This is a genomic window from Streptomyces sp. NPDC089424 (assembly GCF_044749345.1).
Lineage (GTDB): Bacteria > Actinomycetota > Actinomycetes > Streptomycetales > Streptomycetaceae > Streptomyces.
The window spans coordinates 145495-165406 of the sequence record NZ_JBIVHU010000001.1 but is presented as its reverse complement, the minus strand read 5'-3'; the positions used below and the strand labels follow the sequence as shown (position 1 = coordinate 165406).

Annotated in this window: 14 protein-coding genes and 1 pseudogene; 5 read left to right on the top strand and 10 right to left on the bottom strand. The window is 72.5% G+C overall.

Features of this window, described 5'->3' with window-relative positions; translation table 11 throughout:
* Window positions 1-20 precede the first annotated feature (20 nt).
* Both ACIP2X_RS00715 and ACIP2X_RS00710 read left to right on the top strand, forming a co-directional pair.
* Window positions 21-1916, top strand: a complete 1896-nt coding sequence (locus ACIP2X_RS00715) for a Na+/H+ antiporter NhaA (protein ID WP_401665626.1) — start codon at window positions 21-23, stop codon at window positions 1914-1916.
* Window positions 1917-2131: 215 nt separating this feature from the next.
* Complete coding sequence (locus tag ACIP2X_RS00710; protein WP_401665623.1) at window positions 2132-2791, top strand: hypothetical protein; 660 nt, start codon at window positions 2132-2134, stop codon at window positions 2789-2791.
* 33 nt (window positions 2792-2824) lie between these two features.
* Here ACIP2X_RS00710 and ACIP2X_RS00705 read toward each other — a convergent pair whose 3' ends face one another.
* From ACIP2X_RS00705 to ACIP2X_RS00665, 9 genes are all read right to left on the bottom strand, one after another.
* The gene (locus tag ACIP2X_RS00705) at window positions 2825-4375 is read right to left on the bottom strand and encodes an NCS1 family nucleobase:cation symporter-1 (RefSeq protein ID WP_401665620.1); all 1551 of its coding nucleotides are present in this window, start codon (window positions 4373-4375) and stop codon (window positions 2825-2827) included.
* A 122-nt stretch (window positions 4376-4497) separates the two neighbouring features.
* Window positions 4498-5517 (bottom strand): TIGR03842 family LLM class F420-dependent oxidoreductase, encoded by a 1020-nt coding sequence (locus ACIP2X_RS00700; protein WP_401665617.1) that lies wholly within the window; start codon window positions 5515-5517, stop codon window positions 4498-4500.
* A gap of 11 nt (window positions 5518-5528) precedes the next feature.
* Complete coding sequence (gene hydA / locus ACIP2X_RS00695; protein ID WP_401665614.1) at window positions 5529-6929, bottom strand: dihydropyrimidinase; 1401 nt, start codon at window positions 6927-6929, stop codon at window positions 5529-5531.
* A 28-nt stretch (window positions 6930-6957) separates the two neighbouring features.
* A complete protein-coding gene (locus ACIP2X_RS00690) occupies window positions 6958-7800 on the bottom strand; it encodes a nitrilase-related carbon-nitrogen hydrolase (RefSeq protein ID WP_401665611.1) in 843 nt (280 codons plus the stop codon).
* A gap of 164 nt (window positions 7801-7964) precedes the next feature.
* Window positions 7965-9536, bottom strand: a complete 1572-nt coding sequence (locus tag ACIP2X_RS00685) for a PucR family transcriptional regulator (RefSeq protein ID WP_401665608.1) — start codon at window positions 9534-9536, stop codon at window positions 7965-7967.
* A gap of 26 nt (window positions 9537-9562) precedes the next feature.
* Window positions 9563-10849 carry an aspartate aminotransferase family protein gene (locus ACIP2X_RS00680; RefSeq protein ID WP_401665605.1) on the bottom strand — a complete coding sequence of 429 codons (1287 nt, stop codon included), beginning with the start codon at window positions 10847-10849 and terminating at the stop codon, window positions 9563-9565.
* The gene (locus ACIP2X_RS00675) at window positions 10846-11688 is read right to left on the bottom strand and encodes a nitrilase-related carbon-nitrogen hydrolase (RefSeq protein ID WP_401665602.1); all 843 of its coding nucleotides are present in this window, start codon (window positions 11686-11688) and stop codon (window positions 10846-10848) included. The genes ACIP2X_RS00680 and ACIP2X_RS00675 overlap by 4 nt, the downstream gene beginning before the upstream one ends.
* A 149-nt stretch (window positions 11689-11837) precedes the next feature.
* Window positions 11838-13172, bottom strand: coding sequence for a hypothetical protein (locus ACIP2X_RS00670; RefSeq protein ID WP_401665599.1), 1335 nt, complete (start codon window positions 13170-13172; stop codon window positions 11838-11840).
* A 127-nt stretch (window positions 13173-13299) separates the two neighbouring features.
* Window positions 13300-13551 carry a helix-turn-helix domain-containing protein gene (locus ACIP2X_RS00665; RefSeq protein WP_401665596.1) on the bottom strand — a complete coding sequence of 84 codons (252 nt, stop codon included), beginning with the start codon at window positions 13549-13551 and terminating at the stop codon, window positions 13300-13302.
* Window positions 13552-13619: 68 nt separating this feature from the next.
* On the opposite strand from ACIP2X_RS00665, the pseudogene map reads away from it, so the two are divergent.
* Together map and ACIP2X_RS00655 are read left to right on the top strand one after the other, a co-directional pair.
* Window positions 13620-14358 (top strand): annotated as a pseudogene (gene map, locus ACIP2X_RS00660) (type I methionyl aminopeptidase).
* Window positions 14359-14562: 204 nt separating this feature from the next.
* Window positions 14563-17118: an ATP-dependent Clp protease ATP-binding subunit gene (locus ACIP2X_RS00655; RefSeq protein ID WP_401665593.1), complete on the top strand. Its 2556-nt coding sequence runs from the start codon at window positions 14563-14565 to the stop codon at window positions 17116-17118.
* A 4-nt stretch (window positions 17119-17122) separates the two neighbouring features.
* Here the strand turns inward: ACIP2X_RS00655 and ggt are convergent, their stop codons facing one another.
* Window positions 17123-18931 (bottom strand): gamma-glutamyltransferase, encoded by a 1809-nt coding sequence (ggt, locus tag ACIP2X_RS00650; RefSeq protein WP_401665590.1) that lies wholly within the window; start codon window positions 18929-18931, stop codon window positions 17123-17125.
* Between the two features lie 127 nt (window positions 18932-19058).
* Between ggt and ACIP2X_RS00645 the strand changes: the two genes are divergently transcribed.
* Window positions 19059-19808, top strand: coding sequence for a hypothetical protein (locus ACIP2X_RS00645; RefSeq protein WP_401665587.1), 750 nt, complete (start codon window positions 19059-19061; stop codon window positions 19806-19808).
* Window positions 19809-19912 lie beyond the last annotated feature (104 nt).

Sequence of the window (19912 nt, the reverse complement as noted above, 5' to 3'; positions counted from 1 at the left end):
CCCGCCCGCGAGCGCGGACGATGAGCACCGGCACACCCGGCGCCGGACCGCCGGGCGGCGGACAGACCGTCCGCTCCGAGGCGTCGCGCACCCCCTTGCGGGACTTCCTGCGCACCGAGACCGGCAGCGCCCTGGTCCTGGCGGCCGCGGCGCTCGCCGCCCTGGTGTGGGCCAACCTCGCGCCGGGCGGCTACGAGGCCGCCTGGACGACGGTGCTGTCGGTCCGCGCCGGCTCGGCCGGCGTCGATCTGGGGCTGCGCGAGTGGGTCAACAGCGGCCTCATGGCGCTCTTCTTCTTCGTCATCGGTCTGGAGGCGCGCCGCGAGTTCGACATGGGCGAGCTGCGCGACCGCCGCCGCATCGCGCTTCCGCTGGCCGCCGGGATCGCCGGGATGGCCGTTCCGGTCTCTCTCTACCTGGCCTTCACCGCCGGGCACGGCGCCGCCGGCGGGTGGGGGGCGGCGATGTCGACCGACACCGCGTTCGCCCTGGGCACCCTCGCGCTCCTGGGCGGCCGGCTGCCCCGGGCCCTGCGCTCCTTCCTGCTGACGGCGTCCGTCGTCGACGACTTCGTCGCTCTGGCGGTCATCGCCGTCGTCCACAGCGGCACCCTGTCCTGGCCGGCGCTCCTGGTGGCCGTGGTGCTCTTCCTGGTGGCGCTCGTCCTGAGCAGGTTCCACGTGCGCCACGGCGCCGTCCACGCCCTCCTCGCCGTCGGTGTGTGGGGGGCGCTGCTGCGCTCGGGGGTCGACCCGGTCGTCACCGGTCTCGCCTTCGGTCTGATCACCTACGCGTACCCGGCCACGCGTTCGGACCTGGAACGCGCCAGTGGGCTCTTCCGGCTCTTCCGGGAGCAGCCCACGCCGGAACTGGAGCGTTCCCTACGTCAGGGGCTGCAGGCCGCGATCTCTCCCAACGAGCGCCTCCAGCAGCGCTACCACCCCTTCACCAGCTACCTGGTCGTCCCCGTCTTCGCCCTCGCCAACGCCGGTGTCCATGTGACCCCGAGCGGCCTCGCCGCGAGTCTCACCTCACCGATCACCCTCGGCGTTCTCGTCGCCTTCCTGCTGGGCAAGCCCCTGGGCATCACCCTCGCGGAACTGCTGACGACCTGGCTGAGCCGCGGACGGCTGCGCCCGCAGGTCGGCTGGGGCGCGGTCCTCGCCGGCGGCAGCGCGGCGGGCGTGGGCTTCACGGTCTCCCTGCTGATCGCCACCCTCGCCCTCGACGGCGAGGACCTGATGCAGGCCAAGGTGGGCATCCTCGCGTCCGTGCCGCTGTCCTTCGCGCTCACCTGGGCGGTCACCGCCGTGGTGCACGCGCTGCCCGGGACCACCCGTGCCCGGGCCCTGCTGGGCAAGGCGGAGGGCATCGTCGACCTCGTCATGCCGGTGGACCGGGAGCGGGACCACGTCCGGGGCCCGCGCACCGCCTCGGTCACGGTGGTCGAATACGGTGACTTCGAGTGCCCCTACTGCGGCCGGGCGGAGCCGGTGATGCGCCGGCTGCTCGCCGACGCCGGGGACGTCGGCTACGTCTGGCGCCACCTTCCGCTCAACGACGTCCACCCGCACGCCCAGCTCGCGGCCCAGGCGGCGGAGGCGGCGGCCGGGCAGGGCGCCTTCTGGCCGATGCACGACGCCCTCCTGGCCCACCAGGGGGAGCTGCGCCTGCAGGAGCTGCTGCGCCACGCCGAGGATCTCGGGCTGGACACGGAGCGCTTCCAGCGGGACCTGCGCTCGCACGCGGCGGTCGCCCGGGTGGCCGAGGACGTCGAGTCGGCCGACCTCAGTGGCGTGGCCGGCACACCGACCTTCTTCGTCAACGGCCGTCTGCACCGCGGACCGTACGACCTCGCGAGTCTGAGCGAAGCGGTCCGCAGTGCCCGCGAGCGCGCGGCCGTCGTGGCGTCCTGACGCGTGCCGTGCGGGCTCCCCCGCGGCGGCTCCGGCGCCCCGCTCCCCGACGGTCACGGGGACATAACGGGACACACAACGCGTCGGCGGTCAGGCTCAGTTACCGCGCAGGCACGGAGCGAGTTGGCACTTCCGCACCACAGTCAGTCGTGTGACACTGGCGTCCCGTCCGCAGTGCGGACCACCTCCGCACCATCCCCCACGAGAAGTGCGCCGTGCGTTCTCTTCCTCTGCCGCTCGCTCTCACCGCGCGTCTGACGCCGGTCGTCGTGCTCGCCTGCGCGGGCTGGGCGCTCAGCTCCCCGGAGCCCGCTGCCCCCGCCGCCCAGGCCAAGGAGACGGACCGGACCGGGACCCAGTCCGCCTCGGCGCCGTCCTCGACGACCGCGCCGAAGACGTACACCGCCGCCCCCGCGCCGTGCTCCGGGCTGGCCCAGAAGACGATCACCTCCCTCGTGCCCGGCGCCAAGACGGCCGGCAAGGAGATCTCCTCGACGGACAAGGCGGTGCGCCGCACCTGCTCCTGGAACGCCCTCAAGGGCTACGACTACCGCTGGCTCGACGTCTCCTTCGAGATCAGCGAGTCGGACGAGAAGGCGGAGAAGCAGTACGACTCGCGGGTCAAGGAGAAGAGCGGCGGCGGCGAGGTCCCCGGCACGGGCGAGGCGGCCTACTCGGTCGTGAACCTCACCACCGAGGACGACCAGAAGACGCGCGAGGCCATGGTGGTCGTGCGCACGTCCAACGCGCTGGTGGTCGTCACCTACAACGGCTCGGACTTCGAGTCGAAGGACGCGCCCAGCTCGGACGAGATGAACAAGGGCGCCATCAAGGCGGCCAAGGAGGCGGTGGCGGCGCTGGAGGGCGGCCGGTAGCCACCGGCCGCCCTCCGGTCGCGACGCCCGGTCTCACTCCGCCGCGCGCGCCCGCTCACGCGGCAGCATCAGCGCCACGTAGAGCAGCAGGGAGGCCGCGAGGCCGACCGCCCAGCCGTAGTCGGCGAGCGGCTTGAGGAACGGGATCAGCCCGTCCGCCGGGAAGGGGCCGGACCGCACCCCGTCCGCGTTCACCGTCGAGTACGAGCCGCCGACGGCGAGCAGTCCGCCGGCCCCGAACGCGACCAGGGCCCGCCAGTTCCAGCCGCCCGCGTACCAGTACCGTCCGCCCGGCGTGTACAGGTCCGCCAGGTGCAGGACCGTACGCCGGACGATCCAGTAGTCGGCGATCAGGATGCCCGCGACGGTGCCGAGCAGACCGCCGACCACACCGAGCCAGGTGAAGATGTAGAACTCGGGCGTCGAGATCAGCTTCCACGGGAAGATCAGGATCCCGACGACACCCGTGATCAGCGCGCCGGTACGGAAGTTGATGAACTTGGGTGCCAGGTTGGCCAGGTCGTAGGCCGGGGAGACGACGTTCGCCGCGATGTTCACGGAGATGGTGGCGACCAGCACGGTGATCAGTGCGAAGAGCAGGCCGAAGACGTTGTCGGCCTTCGCGGCGAGGGTGACCGGGTCCCAGATCGCCTCGCCGTAGACCGCCTGGGAGCCGGAGGTGACCAGCACGGCGAGGATCGCGAACAGCGTCATCGTGGTGGGCAGTCCCAGCGTCTGGCCCCGGGTCTGGGCACGCTGGCTGGCGCCGAAGCGGGTGAAGTCGGGGATGTTGAGCGACAGCGTCGCCCAGAAGCCGATCATGCCCATCAGGGACGGGAAGAAGACCGGCCAGAAGTCCGCGCCCCAGCCGAGCGTGGAGGGCTGGGACAGCAACTCGCCGAAGCCGTCCGCCTTCACCGCGATCCAGATCAGCAGCACGAAGGCGCCGACGATCACGAAGGGGGCGGCCCAGTTCTCGAAGTGGCGCAGGAAGTCCATGCCGCGGTGGATGATGGCGATCTGCAAGGCCCAGAACAGCAGGAAGCACAGCCACAGCGGCCAGGGGTTGCCGGCGATCTGCCCGGCCTTCTCCCATTCACCGCCGGTGAGCTTGGAGCCGAGGGCGAAGATGCCGCTGCCGCCGATCCAGGTCTGGATCCCGAACCAGCCGCAGGCCACCGCCGCCCGGATCAGCGCCGGGACGTTGGCGCCGCGCAGCCCGAACGAGGCGCGGGCGAGCACCGGGAAGGGGATGCCGTACTTGGGTCCGGCGTGACCGGTGGCCAGCATCGGCAGCAGCACGATGACGTTGGCCAGGGCGATCGTGAAGACCGCCTGCTTCCAGTCCATGCCGAGCGCGACCAGGCCCGAGGCCAGCGTCCAGCTCGGGATGCAGTGCGCCATGGAGATCCACAGCGCCGCGAAGTTGTAGGTGGTCCACTTGCGCTCGGCCACCGGGACGGGACGCAGGTCCTCGTTGGCGAAGGGGCTGTCGGTGGGGAAGGCCTCGGGGGCCAGTTCTATCCGGCCGTCGGCGTCGGTGCGCTGGGCGGTGGGCGACCCCGTGGGGACTGTATCGGTCATGGCAGGCCAATCGACAAGGTGGGACGGGAGAGGCCGTGCGGGGGCCTTGGGCCCCCTCCCCGGGACGGCGGGGAGGGAGGCAAGGTGTGGGGGGTCGGGAGGGTCGGTCGGGGTGGGTGCGGTCAGGAGCGGACCGCGGGGATGACCTGCGCGCCGTACGCGTCGATCACCGCTTCCTGCGCGTCGTGCATGTCGTACACCGCGAACTGGTCGACGCCCAGCTCGCGCAGCGCGTGGAGTTTCTCGATGTGCTTCCCGACCGGCCCGACGAGGCAGAACCGGTCGACGATCTCGTCGGGCACGAACCGGGTGTCGGGGTTTCCGCTGCGCCCGTGGTGGGAGTAGTCGTAGCCTTCGCGGGCCTTGATGTAGTCGGTGAGTTCGCCGGGGACGGCGGCGGAGTGCTCGCCGTACTTGGCGACCAGGTCGGCGACGTGGTTGCCGACCATCCCGCCGAACCAGCGGCACTGGTCGCGCGCGTGGGCGAGCGCCTCGGGCGAGTCGTCCTCGGTGACGTAGGCGGGGGCGGCCACGCAGATCGTCACCTCGTCGGGATCGCGCCCGGCGGCGACGGCCGCGTCCTTGACGGCCTTGACCATGTACTCGGTGAGATACAGATCGGCGAGCTGGAGGATGAAGCCGTCGGCCTCCTCGCCCGTCATCTTCAGCGCCTTGGGCCCGTACGCGGCCATCCAGACGGGCAGCCGGGCGTCCGGCTTGATCCACGGGAAGCGGATCACCGTGCCGCCCAGGTCGGCCTGGCGGCCGCTGCCCAGCTCCCGGATCACCTTCATCGCCTCGCTGATCCGGGCGAGCGTGTTGGGCTTGCGGCCGGCCACCCGCATCGCCGAGTCGCCCCGTCCGATGCCGCACACCGTGCGGTTGCCGAACATGTCGTTGAGGGTGGCGAAGGTGGAGGCGGTGACCTCCCAGGTGCGGGTGCCCGGGTTGGTGACCATCGGGCCGACCGTCAGCCGCGTGGTGTTGGCCAGGATCTGGCTGTAGATCACGAACGGTTCCTGCCAGAGCACGGCCGAGTCGAAGGTCCAGCCGTAGGTGAATCCGTTGCGCTCGGCGCGCTTCATCAGGGAGACCACCCGCGAGGCCGGCGGGTCGGTCTGCAGCACGAGTCCGAATTCCATGGGCGCCGCTCCTAGGTGAGGTACTGACAGGTGGAGCGGGGGGTGAAGACGCCGTGCCCGGCGTGCCCGGTGTACTCCCGCTCGGTGATGACGGGGACGCCCCGGGAGAGCACGGTCTCGACCCGGCCGGTGACCCGCTTGCCCTCGTACGCCGAGTAGTCGACGTTCATGTGGTGCGTCTCGGCGGACATCACCTGCTCGGCGTGCGGGTCGTAGATGACGACGTCGGCGTCGGCGCCCGGCGCGATGGTGCCCTTCTTCGGGTACATGCCGAACATCCGGGCCGGTGCGGCGCAGGCGATCTCGATCCAGCGGCGGCGTGTGAGGTGCCCGTCGACGACGGCCTGGTGGAGCAGGTCCATCCGGTTCTCCACGCCCGGAAGACCGTTGGGGATCTTGGAGAAGTCGCCGCGGCCGAGCTCCTTCTGCCCGACGAAGCAGAACGGGCAGTGGTCGGTGGAGACGACCTGGAGGTCGTTCGTGCGCAGCCCCCGCCACAGGGCCGCCTGGTGCTCGCGGGGCCGCAGCGGCGTGGAGCAGACGTACTTCGCGCCCTCGAAGCCGGGCTCGGCGAGGTTGTCGGTGGACAGGAACAGGTACTGCGGGCAGGTCTCCCCGAACACGGGGAGCCCCTCGTCGCGCGCCTTCGCCAGCTCGGCGACCGCCTCCGTCGCCGAGACGTGCACGACGTACAGGGGCGCGCCCGCGACCTGGGCGAGCCGGATGGCGCGGTGGGTGGCCTCTGCCTCCAGCAGCGCCTTGCGCACCTCGCCGTGGAACCGGGGGTCGGTCTCCCCGCGGGCCAGCGCCTGTTCGACCAGGACGTCGATGGCGATGCCGTTCTCGGCGTGCATCATGATCAGCCCGCCGTTGTCGGCGGAGCGCTGCATGGCGCGCAGGATCTGGCCGTCGTCGCTGTAGAAGACACCGGGGTAGGCCATGAACTGCTTGAAGGAGGTCACCCCTTCCTCCACCAGCAGGTCCATCTCCTTGAGCGTCTCGTCGTGCACATCGGAGACGATCATGTGGAAGCCGTAGTCGACCGCGCAGTTGCCCTCGGCCTTGGCGTGCCAGGCGTCCAGGCCCTCGCGCAGGCTGTGGCCGACGCTCTGCACCGCGAAGTCGACGATGGTCGTGGTGCCGCCCCAGGCGGCGGCCCGGGTGCCGGTCTCGAAGGTGTCGGAGGCGAAGGTGCCGCCGAACGGCAGCTCCATGTGGGTGTGGGCGTCGACGCCGCCCGGGATGACGTACTTGCCGGAGGCGCCGATCACCCTCTCGGCCGTCCAGGCCTCGGCGGCCGGGGTGCCGGTGGCGGCGAGGGCGGCGATTCGGCCGTCCTCGATCAGGACGTCGGCGTGCATCTCGTCGGACGCGGTGATGACGAGGCCTCCGCGGATCACGGTACGGCTCATGCTCCCTCTCCTGCCGTGGTGAGTGCTGTCAGGGCGCAGTCAGCGGCGTGTAGGCCCCCGGCGCCCGGTCGCGGTAGAACTGCCAGCGGTCCCGCACTTCGCGCAGCCTCGCCATGTCCAGGTCCCGGACGACGAGTTCGCTCTCCTTGTCGCTCGCGACCTCGCCCACGAACTGGGCCTCCGGGTCGACGAAGTACGAGGTGCCGTAGAAGTCGTTGTCGCCGTACTCCTCGACGCCGACCCGGTTGATGGCGCCGACGAAGTACTCGTTGGCGACGGCGGCCGCCGGCTGCTCCAGCTGCCACAGGTAGCCGGAGAGTCCGCGCGAGGTCGCCGAGGGGTTGAAGACGATCTCGGCGCCCGCGAGGCCGAGCGCCCGCCAGCCCTCGGGGAAGTGCCGGTCGTAGCAGATGTAGACGCCCACCTTGCCGACCGCCGTGTCGAAGACGGGCCAGCCGCTGTTGCCGGGCCGGAAGTAGAACTTCTCCCAGAAGCCGCGCACCTGCGGGATGTGCGTCTTGCGGTACTTGCCGAGGTAGGAGCCGTCGGCGTCGATCACCGCTGCGGTGTTGTAGAGGACGCCGGGCTGCTCCTCCTCGTACATCGGCAGCACGAGGACGATGCCCAGCTCGCGGGCGAGCGCCTGGAACCGCCGGACGATCGGCCCCTCCGGGATCCGCTCGGCGTACGCGTAGAAGGCCGGGTCCTGCACCTGGCAGAAGTAGGGTCCGTAGAACAGCTCCTGGAAGCACAGGATCTGGGCACCCTGCGCGGCGGCGTCGCGCGCCGCCTGCTCGTGCACCTGGATCATCGACTCCTTGTCGCCGGTCCAGGACGTCTGGAAGACGGCGGCGCGGATCACTCGGCTCATCGGGACCTCCGGTCGCTCCGGTAGCTCGGTGTCCGGTGAGCCTAGGAAGTCCGTATGTCGTCGTTGAGTTGCACCGTGTCACGTCTGGGCGGCCGCGGCGTGCCACCGTGTCACCCTTGCGCAGGCTCATGTTTCACCGCCGTATTCGCAGGTCGTCGCATGCTTCACCCCTGTTGCGCGTCGTGCGCGAGGAGCGCGATGTGCACCGACGCGGCCTGCTCGAAGTCGTCGAGGTCGACCCCGAGGCGGGTCTGTATCGCCTCCAGCCGGCGGTAGAGCGCGGGCCGGGAGACATGGTGGAGCTGGGCCGTCCTGGACTTGTTGCGGCCGGTGGCGAGATAGGTGCGCAGCACGGCGAGCAGGGCCCCCGCCTCGCCGTCCCGCCCGCACAGCAGCCCGTCCAGCTCCCGCTCGGCGAAGGACTGCACCTGCGGGTCGTCGCGCAACAGCCGGATCAGGCCACGCAGATGGACGTCCTTGAGGCGGACGACGTCCGGGAGGTCGAGGGCGGCCGAGGAGTCGGCGACGGCGTCGGCCACGTGCTGGGCCTCGCGCAGGCCGGCCGGGACGTCCTCCCAGGCGGCGCGTGGATCCGCGGCGGCCACGACGGTGCGCGTCGTGGCGCGCAGCCGGGCCGCGAAGTGGGCCGTGAGCGCCTCGGCGTCCTGGTCCCGGGCGAGACTGAGCAGCACGGCGGTCGCGCCGTCCGCGAGTTCGGCGGCGAGGCCGGGCAGTCCCAGCAGGCGCATCACCCGGTCGAGCCGGCCGGGTTCCCGGTCACGCACCACCAGCGGGACGAAGGTGCGCCGGTTGACGGGCAGTCCGGCCGCGCGCGCCCTGGGCAGCAGTTGCCGCGCCGGTACGACGCCGGTGATCAGGTCCGTCAGCAGGCTCTGCGCCGACTGCTCCTCCCAGTTGCCCGAGGAGCCGCCGAGCAGGCGGTGCAGCACGATGGCCTCGGCGGCCCGGTCGGCGAGCAGCCGCCCGGTGGCGGTGTCGCCCCGGTAGCCGCACAGCACGATCCGTCCCCAGCGCTCGCCGCGGCCGCCCAGCTCGGCCCGGATCCAGCCGTCGCCCTCGGTGCCGCCGGCCTGGCGGGCGATGCGCTCCCAGTCGCGCAGCACGTCGTCGACGGCCGGCCGCTCCCCCGCCGTGGCGAGGACGCGGTGGGCGAGGTTGGTCAGGACGACGGGGCAGGCGCTGTGCCGGGCCACCTCGTCGAGCAGGCGCCGCAGCGGGGCGCCGGAGGTGATCAGCGCGGTGAGTTCGGTCCGTACCGCCTCGGAGAGGCTGACCGCCGCGAACTTGCGCCGTACCAGCCGGGACTGGACCTCCTCCGTCAGCTGGGCGAAGGGGAAGGGGCGGTGCAGCACGACCAGGGGCAGCCCGCACCGCTCGGCGACCCGCCGCATCGCGTCCGGCGCGGCGGGGAAGGCGCGGCCCAGGCCGAGCACGACGGCCGCGGCCTCCGCCCGGTGCAGCGAGCGCACGTAGTCGGCCTGTTTGTCCGGGTCACCGGCGAGCAGGACGCCGGTGGTGAGGACCATCTCGCCGCCGCTGAGCATGACGCCGACGTCGGCGGCCTCGGCGACGTGCACCCAGCGCACCGGCCGGTCCAGCCGGTGCGCGCCGGCCACCACTTCGGGCTCTCCGGCGAGCACCCGCTCCAGCATGAGGATCTGGCGGACCGACAGGGCCGGTTGGAGGGGCTCCCAGGACTCCGGGGTGGTGGTCATGGTGGCGTTCCCTTGCCTCGCTCGTGCTAGCCGATGCTCCTCAGGGCGCGTTCGAGGACGGCGGCGCCCTCCTCGGCCTCCGCGACCGTCAGGGACAGCGGTGGGGCGATGCGCAGGGCGCTGGTGTTGTGCCCGCCGCCCTTGCCGATGAGCAGCCCGCCTTCGCGGGCCGCCTCCAGCACGGCCGAGGCCGCCTGCGGATCGGCCTGGTCGGTGCCCGGCCGGGTGATCTCGACACCGATCATCAGCCCGCGTCCGCGCACCTCCCGGACCGCCGGCACCTGCGCGGCGACGGCCCGCAACCGCTCGATCAGCAGCCCGCCGACCCGCCGGGCGTTGCCCTGGAGGTCGTGCTCCAGCAGATAGGTGAGGTTGGCGAGTCCGGCCGCCATGGTGATCTGGGTGCCGCCGAAGGTGGAGATGCTGTTGGCGTCGAGGCAGTTCATGATCTCGGCGCGGGCGACGACCCCGCCGATGGACATGCCGTTGCCGATGCCCTTGGCGAAGGTGAGCATGTCCGGCGGTCCGCTGCGGCCGTGCGCCTGCCAGCCCCAGAAGTGCTCGCCGGTGCGGCCCCAGCCGGTCTGCACCTCGTCGGCGATCCAGAGGATCCCGCGTTCCTGGAGCACGTCGCGGAAGGCCGCGTACAGCCCGTCCGGCGGGGCGGTGAAGCCGCCGACGCCCTGGACGGGCTCGGCGATCAGCGCGGCGGGCGGCCGGGTGTGGCCGAGCAGGTCGGTGAGGTCCTCGACGCAGGCGGCGATGAACTCGTCGTCGCTCAGATCGGCGTACGGGCCGCGGGTGCGCACGCCGCCGTGCACGTACAGCGTCTGGAGCGGCGACAGCGAGGTGGGGGACCAGCCGCGGTTGCCGGTGATGCCGACGGCGCTGAAGGAACGGCCGTGGTAGCTGTTGCGCATCGCCAGGATCGTGTTGCTGCGGCGATACGTCGTGGCCAGCATCAGGGCCGTGTCGTTGGCCTCCGTCCCGGAGGTGGTGAAGAAGACCCGCGCGTCCGGGATGCCGCTCAACCGGGCGATGCGCTCCGCGAGTTCGACCATCGGACGGTTGAGGTACAGCGTGGAGGAGTGGATGATCCGCCCGGCCTGCTCGCTCACCGCCTTGGTGACCTCCGGCAGGGCGTGCGCGGTCATCGTGGTCAGGATGCCGCCGAAGAAGTCGAGATAGCGGTTCCCGGCGGAGTCCCAGACGTGCCGGCCCTCGCCGTGGGTGATCTCGATCGGCTCGTCGTAGTAGAGCGCGAGCCAGTCGGGGAGCACGGCCCGGTGGCGTCCGAGCAGGTCCTTGGTCACGGTTGCACCAGCCCTTCGTAGGCGTCGGGGCGGCGGTCGCGGTAGAAGGCCCACTGCTGCCGCACCTCTTCGATGAGGTCGAAGTCGAGGTCGCGCACCACGAGTTCCTCGCTCTTGTCGTCGGCGACCTCCCCCACGAACTGCCCGCGCGGGTCGACGAAGTAGCTCGTTCCGTAGAAGTCGTTGTCGCCGTACTCCTCGACGCCGACCCGGTTGATGGCGGCGACGAAGTACTCGTTGGCGACGGCGGCGGCGGGCTGCTCCAGCCGCCACAGGTAGGAGGACAGTCCGCGGTGCGTGGCGGACGGGTTGTAGACCAGCTGGGCGCCGTTCAGGCCGAGTTGGCGCCAGCCTTCCGGGAAGTGGCGGTCGTAGCAGATGTAGACGCCCACCTTCCCCACGGCGGTCTCGAAAACGGGCCAGCCGAGGTTGCCGGGCTTGAAGTAGTACTTCTCCCAGAAGCCCTTCACCTGCGGGATGTGGTGCTTGCGGTACTTGCCGAGGTAGGAGCCGTCGGCGTCGATCACGGCCGCGGTGTTGTAGTAGAAGCCGGACTGCTCGACCTCGAACACCGGGACGACGACGACCATGCCCGTCTCGCGTGCCAGATCCCGCATACGGCGCACGGTCGGCCCGTCGGGCACCGGCTCCGCCCAGCGGTAGTGCTCGGCCTCCTGGACCTGGCAGAAGTAGGGGGCGTTGAAGACCTCCTGGAACCCGATGACCTTGGCGCCCTGCCGGGCCGCCTCACGGGCGTGCTCCTCGTGTTTCGCGACCATGGACTCGGTGTCGCCGGTCCAGGTTGCCTGGACCAGAGCGGCACGGACGACGTTCGCCATGAGCTGCTCCTTCGACGGGCGTCAGCGCCTCTACGCCCGTAGAGCACGGCGTAGAGGGACGAACGTATGCCTAGGGGAAGGCCTTGCCAAGACCATCGTCGCCAACCCGCCAAGCCGGCGCCGTTTCGCACTCCTGTGGGTGATCGCCGCTAGGCGGTGAGTCCGGCGACCCGCAGGGCGTGGACGAGGTCGCGGTGCCGCTCGGCGGAGACGCCTCGCGCGGCCTCCAGCAGGAGCGGCACGAGCGTTCGCGGGTCGGGTCCGGCGCTGCGGGCTGCCTCCTCGGGGGTGCGGACGCGGACGTACGCGTCGAGCAGGGCGCGCACCTCGCGGTGGCGGCCCTCCTTGGCCAGCCCGAGCACGGCGAGGCCGATCTCGTACGCGGGCCGTCCCACGCCCTGCCGCAGGATCTGCTCGCCGTCCGCCTCCCGGCCCGCCGCGGCCAGCCTGTCCGCCACGGCGGCGAGCTGCCCGGCGGGCAGCGAGGCGGCCTCCCACAGCAGCGTGGCCCAGTCGGCGCCGAGCCCGGCGGCCTCCATCTCGGCGGCGAGCAGCGGGAAGCGGGCGGCCGGCCCGTGCGCGGCCTCCGCCAGCAGGACGTGCGCCTCCCCCGTCCGCCCCTCGCCGCGCAGCCGCAGCAGCGTCTCCACCGTCCCGGCGGCCGCACGGCGCGCCGCCGCGTCCACGGCCGCGTCCCCCGCCTCGGCCCGTGGCGCCACCGCGGCATCCGGCTCCTCCTGCGCCCCGGCGAAACGCGCTCCGCGCGGGCCGCGACCGCCGGCCGGGGCGGGTTCGGGCAGCACGGGCACGGCCGGCGGGGCCGGGGCGGCGGGATCGGCCGCTTCCTCCTCCGCCCCGGCGAACCGGGCCCCGCCTCGACGGCGCCTGCGCTGCACCCCACGGTCGGTCCCCGGGGCCCGCGGCGCGGGGGTGCCGGAAGAGGGCGGCACGCCCTCCGCGTCGGGGGCGCTCGCGTCGCGGCGGCCGAGGTCCGCCATCCTCCGGCGGAGTTCCGCGCAGCGCGCCGTCGCGCGGGTGTGGTCGTCGCGGGCCCACGCCAGGTCCAGACGGAGGGCGTCGGCGGCCTCCCGGCTCGCGGCCGTGGGCAGTAAGCTCCCCAGCTCCGCGAGCCGTTCGGTGGCGTACCGCTGTTCGCGGAGCATGACGTCGAGCCGGTCGGCGAGGGCGTCCCGGCCGCCGGGGCGGGTGTCGTAGGCGAGGAGCGCGGCGGCGTGCAGGGGGCGGGCCCGGCCCTTCTCGGCGTCGGCGGCCTCGGGCCCGTACCGCGCGGCGAGATCGTGCAGCAGCGCCTCGACCACGTCCCAAGGCGGCACCTCGCGCCCGTCGAGGCAGGCCCGCATGCCCTCCGGGTCCCGCTGCCAGAACACCGCGCACCACCCGGCGCCGTGGTCCAGGCCTGCCAGCAGGCTCGTCAGATAGTTCGCGAACTCCTGGATCCGGACAGGGAGTTGTCCCACCGCCATCGCGCGACCCCCGTATGGAGCGAAGCCTTCCGGGCCGTAGACAACACCAGTCGTGTTACGGGGCGGTCACAGGGAGTTTTCCGGCGGAACGCGGTGACCTCCGGCCGGCCGCCCCGCGCCGGTGACCTCAGGCCGTCACGGGTGCGCACGCCCCGGCGAGTTCGTCCATGGACAGGCCGAGCGCGCGGGCCAGCGCGGCCACCGTGAAGAAGGCCGGGGTGGGGGCCCGGCCGGTCTCGATCTTGCGGAGGGTCTCGGCGGAGAGACCGGCGTCGGCCGCGACCTCGGCCATGCTGCGGCCGCCGCGCGCCTCGCGCAGCAGCCGACCGAGCCGCTCGCCGCGTTCGCGCTCTTCGGGAGTGAGAGGGGTGCGCACCATGACGCCATTCTAATACCGGTATAGTAATTGGCGCAGTGGGGCTCGAGACGGACCCGTCGATCGACGCGATGCACGAGGCGGGCCAGGTCGTCGGCCGCGCCCACACGGCGGCGCGGGAGGCCGCCGCCGTGGGCGTCCTCTGCTGGAGCTGGACGAGGTGGCCCGCGCGGTGCCGCGCGAGGCCGGGGCGACGTCAACCTCCTCGGGTACCGCCCCTCGTTCGCGCCCACCCCGTTCCCGGCCGTCCTGTGCACCTCGGTCAACGCCGCGATCGTGCACGGCATCCCGACCGCCTACCGGCTGCGCGACGGCGACCCGCTCTCCCCCGACTGCGGCGCGGAGCCGGCCGGCTGGGTGGGCGACCCGGCGCTGAGCTTCGTCGTCGGCCGCCACCGCCCGGCCGACCTGCGGCTGATCGAGACCGCCGAGCGCGCCCTCGCGGCCGGCATCGGGGCGGCGGTCGTGGGCAACCGCATCGGCGACATCGCCCACGCCGTCGGCACGGTCTGCCGCGGCGCCGGTAACGGCATCCCGGACGGCTTCGGCGGCCACGGCATCGGCCGCCGTATGCACGAGGACCCCTCGGTCCCCGACGAGGGCCACCCGGGAGGGGGCCTTCGCCTGCGCAAGGGAACGGTGCTCGCGATCGAGCCGATGCTCACCGCGGGCGGCCGGGACGACCACATCGCGGACCTCGGCGGCTGGACCCTGCGCACCGGCGACGGCTCCCCGGCCGCCCACGCCGAGCACACGGTGGCCGTCACGGACGCCGTCCGGGCCGCCCTCACGGCCCGGCTTACGTCCTGAGGGACGCGGGGAACCGGACGGCCACCTACTGCCCCGGTGCCTGCCCGTGCGGGCGGCCCGGACGGCAGGCGCCCACATGCCGCGCACGCCCGATCGTGCCAAGGTGTGAGAGGCACAGGTGGCCAGGAGCGTGCCCCACGTTTAGCCGCGCGGCGCCGGCGCACTCGTGCAGACCCGTACGCCGACCAGCGAAACGGAACTGTGATGACCAGCGGCTTCCCCGGCCCGGAGGGCATGAACTCGGACCCGTTCGGCGAATTCCTGGCCCGCTTCTTCGGCGGACCTCGTCCGGGTCCCCGCCAGATCGACATCGGCCGGCTGCTCAGTCAGCCGGCCCGGGACATGGTGCGCGACGCCGCCCAGTACGCGGCCGAGCACGGCAGCCGGGACCTCGACACCCAGCACCTGCTGCGCGCCGCCCTCGCCACCGAGCCGACCCGCAGCCTGCTCAGCCGGGCCGGGGCGGACCCCGACAGCCTGGCCTCGCAGATCGACGAGCGCTCGGGCCCGGTCCAGCACCCGCAGAACGAGGCGCCGCCGCCCACCTCGCTCTCGCTCACCCCGGCCGTCAAACGCGCCCTGCTGGACGCGCACGACCTGGCCCGTGCCGGCGGCACCGGCTACATCAGCCCCGAGCACGTGCTCAGCGCCCTCGCGGCCAATCCCGACTCCGCCGCCGGGCACATCCTGGGCGCGGCCCGGTTCGCGCCGGGCGGGATGCCGACCGAGTCCCCGGAGGCCCCGCAGGCCCGCACCGAGCAGGCGCGGCCCACGGCCACGCCGACCGTCGACAAGTACGGCCGCGATCTCACCGAGCTGGCCCGGCAGGGCCGCATCGACCCGGTGATCGGGCGGGACGAGGAGATCGAGCAGACCATCGAGGTGCTCTCCCGGCGCGGCAAGAACAACCCCGTGCTCATCGGCGACGCGGGCGTCGGCAAGACGGCGATCGTGGAGGGGCTCGCGCAGCGGATCACCGACGGCGACGTGCCCGACGTGCTGATCGGGCGCCGGGTGGTCGCCCTGGACCTGCCCGGTGTGGTCGCCGGGACGCGCTACCGGGGCGACTTCGAGGAGCGGCTCAACACCATCGTCGGGGAGATCCGCGCCAACTCCGACCGGCTGATCATCTTCATCGACGAGCTGCACACGGTGGTGGGCGCGGGCGGCGGCGGTGAGGGCGGCTCGATGGACGCCGGCAACATCCTCAAGCCGGCCCTGGCCCGCGGCGAGCTGCACATCGTCGGCGCCACCACCCTGGAGGAGTACCGCCGGATCGAGAAGGACGCGGCGCTGGCCCGCCGCTTCCAGCCGATCCTGGTCCCCGAGCCGACCCCGGCGGACGCGATCGAGATCCTGCGCGGGCTGCGCGACCGCTACGAGGCCCACCACCAGGTCCGCTACACCGACGAGGCCCTGGTGGCGGCCGTCGAGCTGTCCGACCGCTATCTCACCGACCGGCGCCTGCCCGACAAGGCCATCGACCTGATCGACCAGGCGGGCGCTCGGGTGCGGCTGCGCGCCCGCACCAAGGGCACGGACGTCCGGGCGATGGAGCGGGAGGCCGAACAGCTGGCCCGGGACAAGGACCAGGCAGCCGCCGCCGAGCAGTACGAGCGGGCCACCCAGCTGCGGGACCGGATCACGGAGCTGAAGGAGCGGATCTCGGCGGCGTCCGGCGACGGCCAGGCCGACGAGGGCCAGAACCTGGAGGTCACCACCGAGGCCATCGCCGAGGTGGTGTCGCGGCAGACCGGCATCCCGGTGAGCAGGCTGACCGAGGAGGAGAAGGAGCGGCTGCTCGGCCTGGAGGAGCACCTGCACGAGCGGGTCGTGGGCCAGGACGAGGCGGTCCGGGTGGTCTCCGAGGCGGTCATGCGCTCCCGCGCCGGGCTCGCGAGCCCCGACCGGCCGATCGGCAGCTTCCTGTTCCTCGGTCCGACCGGGGTCGGCAAGACGGAGCTGGCCCGCGCCCTCGCCGAGGCGCTGTTCGGCAGCGAGGAGCGCATGGTCCGCCTCGACATGAGCGAGTACCAGGAACGGCACACCGTCAGCCGGCTGGTGGGCGCGCCGCCCGGATACGTCGGCCACGAGGAGGCCGGCCAGCTCACCGAGGTCGTGCGCCGGCACCCGTACTCCCTGCTGCTGCTCGACGAGGTGGAGAAGGCGCACCCGGACGTCTTCAACATCCTGCTGCAGGTCCTCGACGACGGCCGCCTCACCGACTCCCAGGGCCGCACCGTCGACTTCACCAACACGGTGATCGTGATGACGAGCAACCTCGGTTCCGAGGCGATCACCCGGCGCGGCGCGGGCATCGGTTTCGGCTCGGGCGACGCCGACGCGGACGAACAGGCGCGCCGCGAACAGATCCTGCGACCGCTGCGCGAGCACTTCCGGCCGGAGTTCCTGAACCGGATCGACGAGATCGTCTTCTTCCGCCAGCTCACGCCGGAACAGCTGCACCGGATCACCAACCTGCTGCTGGAGCGCACCCGCCGCCTGATGCACGCCCAGGGCATCGCGGTCGAGTTCTCCGACCCGGCGGTCGACCTGCTGGCCCGCCGGGGCTACGAGCCGGAGTACGGCGCCCGGCCGCTGCGCCGCACCATCCAGCGCGAGGTGGACAACCAGCTCTCCCGTCTCCTCCTCGACGGCCAGGTCAAGGACGGCGACCGGGTACGGGTCGAGGAGGAGAACGGCAGGCTGGCCTTCCGCACCGAGGGCGCGGCGGTCCAGGGCCTGTCGGACAGGCCCTAGCGCGTCACCGGGCGGGGCGTACCACCATCGCGGAGCCGCCGCCGCGGCGGGTGGTCTCGGCCGCCGCCAGCCACTTGCCGTCGGGCAGCCGCTGGACGCCGGTGGTGGCGCCGATCTCCGGGTTGAGGCGGAAGGAGTGGCCGAGGTCCTCCAGCCGCTTGCGCAGCGCGACGTCGTCGTACAGGCCCGGCTCCAGCTCGGTCTGCGCGGCGTTGCGCTGGCTGGCCCGGGGCGCGGCGATCGCGTCGACCAGGGGCAGCCCCCGGTCCAGGAACCCGGTCAGCGTCTGGAGCACGGTGGTGATGATGGTGGCGCCGCCGGGCGAGCCCAGGGCCACCACGGGCCTGCCGTGCCCGTCGAGCACGATCGTCGGCGACATCGAGGAGCGGGGACGCTTGCCCGGGCCCGGCAGGTTCGGGTCGTGCACGGCCGGGTTCGCCGGGGTGAAGGAGAAGTCGGTCAGCTCGTTGTTGAGCAGGAAGCCGCGGCCGGGGACGGTGATGCCGCTGCCGCCGGTCTGCTCGATCGTGAGCGTGTAGGAGACGACGTTGCCCCACCGGTCGGCCGTGGTGAGGTGGGTGGTGCTGTCGCCCTCGTACGTGGTGGGGGCAGGCGTGCCGCCGGTGGCGCACGCCGCGGGGTCACGCGGATCACCCGGCGCGACCGGGCTGGTCAGCACCGCGTCATCCTTGATCAGGCAGGCCCGCGAGTCGGCGTAGCGCTGCGAGAGCAATTCCTTGGTCGGTACGTCCTCGAAGGCGGGGTCACCGACCCAGCGCCCCCGGTCGGCGAAGGCGATGCGGCTCGCCTCGATGAAGCGGTGCAGGTACCGCTCCTGACTCGTCCGCTTCTTGGAGAGGTCGCCGCGCTCCAGCATGTTCAGGGCCTCGCCGACCGTGGTGCCGCCCGAGGAGGAGGGCGCCATCGAGTAGACCCCGAGGCCCCGGTACGTGGTACGGGAGGGCGCCTGCTTCTTGGTGCGGTAGGTGGCCAGGTCCCGCAGCGACAGGTCGCCGGGGCGGGCGCGGTAGCCGGAGGAGGCGTCCACCGGGGGCCGGTTGACGGTGTCGACGATGTCCTCGGCCAGGCTGCCCCGGTACAGCGTGTCGACGCCCTTGCGGCCCAGTTCGTCGTAGGTGGCGGCCAGATCGCCGTTGGTGAGGGTGGAGCCGACGACGGGCAGTTCGCCGCCGGGCAGGAAGAGCTTGGCGGTGTCCGGGAAGTTGCGGAACCGGGCCTCGTTGGCCGCGGTCTGCGTGCGGAAGGTGGCGTCCACGGTGAAGCCCTCGCGGGCGAGCCGTTCGGCGGGCTCCAGCAGGGTGCGCAGCGGTTTGCTGCCCCAGCTCCCGAGCGCCGTCTGCCAGGTCGCGGGGGTGCCGGGGGTGCCGACGCTCAGTCCGCTGGTGACGGCCTCGGCGAAGGGAACGGGCTTGCCGTTCTCCACGAAGAGGTTCTCGTCGGCGCTCAGCGGTGCCGTCTCGCGGCCGTCGACGGTGTGCACCGTCCGGGACGAGGCGTCGTAGAGGACGAAGTAGCCGCCCCCGCCGATTCCGGCGGAGTAGGGCTCGGTGACCCCCAGCGCGGCGGCGGTGGCCACCGCCGCGTCGACGGCGTTGCCGCCCTTCCTGAGCACCTCGATGCCGGCGGCGGAGGCGTCCGCGTCGACGCTCGACACCGCTCCGCCGTACCCCACGGCGACCGGGACCTTCTGCGGCGGCGCCGTCCGAGGTGCCGGGGGCGCCGCGGCCCCCACGGACACCACGGCGGCCGACACCGCCAGAACCGTCAGTTTCCGCACGACAGGGCGACGCATCCGCACCTCCAGTCAGGGACCGTTCGCGCAGCCTAATCCATGGACATGCCCGCGTCAGGAGCGCGCACGCGTACCCCTCACTCACCACTCGAACACGGTTTCCCTGCGCCCGCTACCATGCGCGCCCATGACTGACGACGTGCGCAACATCGTCCTCGGCGTGATCGCGGCCGGCCTCAGCGCCGCGATCGGCTGGGTGGCCCGCACCTATCTCTGGAAGCGCAAGCTCCGGCGCAAGCAGGCCTTCTTCGGTCTGCCCGACAACTCCGAGTCCCTGCTGGTGGTGAACCGGGACGCCGGCAGCCCGGACCTGGCGGTGCACCGCCACGACGTGTTCGCCCTGCTGGAACTCTCCGCGCTCATCAAGGACTGCGGGGCGAACACCCAGGTGGTCACCCAGGACGCGGCGCAGCAGGGCTTCGGCGAGCGGACCGAGTTCTGTGTGGGCGGGCCCGGCTCGAACCGGCGGATGCTCGCCCACATGTCGGCGATGCTGCCAGGCGTGCGCGTCAACATCGACGCCGAACCGGGCCCGGACCGCGGCGCGTTCCAGATCGGCAGCGAGCGCTACCGCATGGAGCCGGGCGTCACGGAGTACGTCCTGCTGGCCCGGGTCATCGCGGGCGAGTCGAGACCGGTGTTCCTCTTCTGCGGCCAGCGGGCGATCACCAACCAGGCGGCCACCCGCTATCTCGCCCGCCATCACGAGCGGCTGGCGCGCAAGCACGGCAACCACACCTTCGTGCTGCTGCTGAAGGTGGTGAACTCACAGGCGTACGGCCCGGACGTGGTCGAGCTGGTCGCGGACGTGACCCGGGCGGCGCAGGCACCGATACCCACCGCCGCTCCGGCACGCTCCTCGCACCGGGCGTCGTAGCCGGCCGCGCATCTTTCAATCATTGTTACTTTCACGTAACTTACCGATGGGTTACCTGCGGTAAGCCGCCGAGGTTACCGTCGGGTCACTTTGCACTGACACGA

What these genes read in the sequence shown, in the direction of transcription:
- ACIP2X_RS00705 (WP_401665620.1), bottom strand. Translation starts at nt 4,375, where the DNA reads ATGACCGATACAGTCCCCACGGGGTCGCCCACCGCCCAGCGCACCGAC.
- ACIP2X_RS00690 (WP_401665611.1), bottom strand. Translation starts at nt 7,800, where the DNA reads ATGAGCCGAGTGATCCGCGCCGCCGTCTTCCAGACGTCCTGGACCGGC.
- ACIP2X_RS00670 (WP_401665599.1), bottom strand. Translation starts at nt 13,172, where the DNA reads ATGGCGGTGGGACAACTCCCTGTCCGGATCCAGGAGTTCGCGAACTAT.
- ACIP2X_RS00715 (WP_401665626.1), top strand. Translation starts at nt 21, where the DNA reads ATGAGCACCGGCACACCCGGCGCCGGACCGCCGGGCGGCGGACAGACC.
- ACIP2X_RS00665 (WP_401665596.1), bottom strand. Translation starts at nt 13,551, where the DNA reads ATGGTGCGCACCCCTCTCACTCCCGAAGAGCGCGAACGCGGCGAGCGG.
- ACIP2X_RS00645 (WP_401665587.1), top strand. Translation starts at nt 19,059, where the DNA reads ATGACTGACGACGTGCGCAACATCGTCCTCGGCGTGATCGCGGCCGGC.
- hydA (WP_401665614.1), bottom strand. Translation starts at nt 6,929, where the DNA reads ATGAGCCGTACCGTGATCCGCGGAGGCCTCGTCATCACCGCGTCCGAC.
- ACIP2X_RS00685 (WP_401665608.1), bottom strand. Translation starts at nt 9,536, where the DNA reads ATGACCACCACCCCGGAGTCCTGGGAGCCCCTCCAACCGGCCCTGTCG.
- ACIP2X_RS00655 (WP_401665593.1), top strand. Translation starts at nt 14,563, where the DNA reads ATGACCAGCGGCTTCCCCGGCCCGGAGGGCATGAACTCGGACCCGTTC.
- ACIP2X_RS00675 (WP_401665602.1), bottom strand. Translation starts at nt 11,688, where the DNA reads ATGGCGAACGTCGTCCGTGCCGCTCTGGTCCAGGCAACCTGGACCGGC.
- ggt (WP_401665590.1), bottom strand. Translation starts at nt 18,931, where the DNA reads ATGCGTCGCCCTGTCGTGCGGAAACTGACGGTTCTGGCGGTGTCGGCC.
- ACIP2X_RS00700 (WP_401665617.1), bottom strand. Translation starts at nt 5,517, where the DNA reads ATGGAATTCGGACTCGTGCTGCAGACCGACCCGCCGGCCTCGCGGGTG.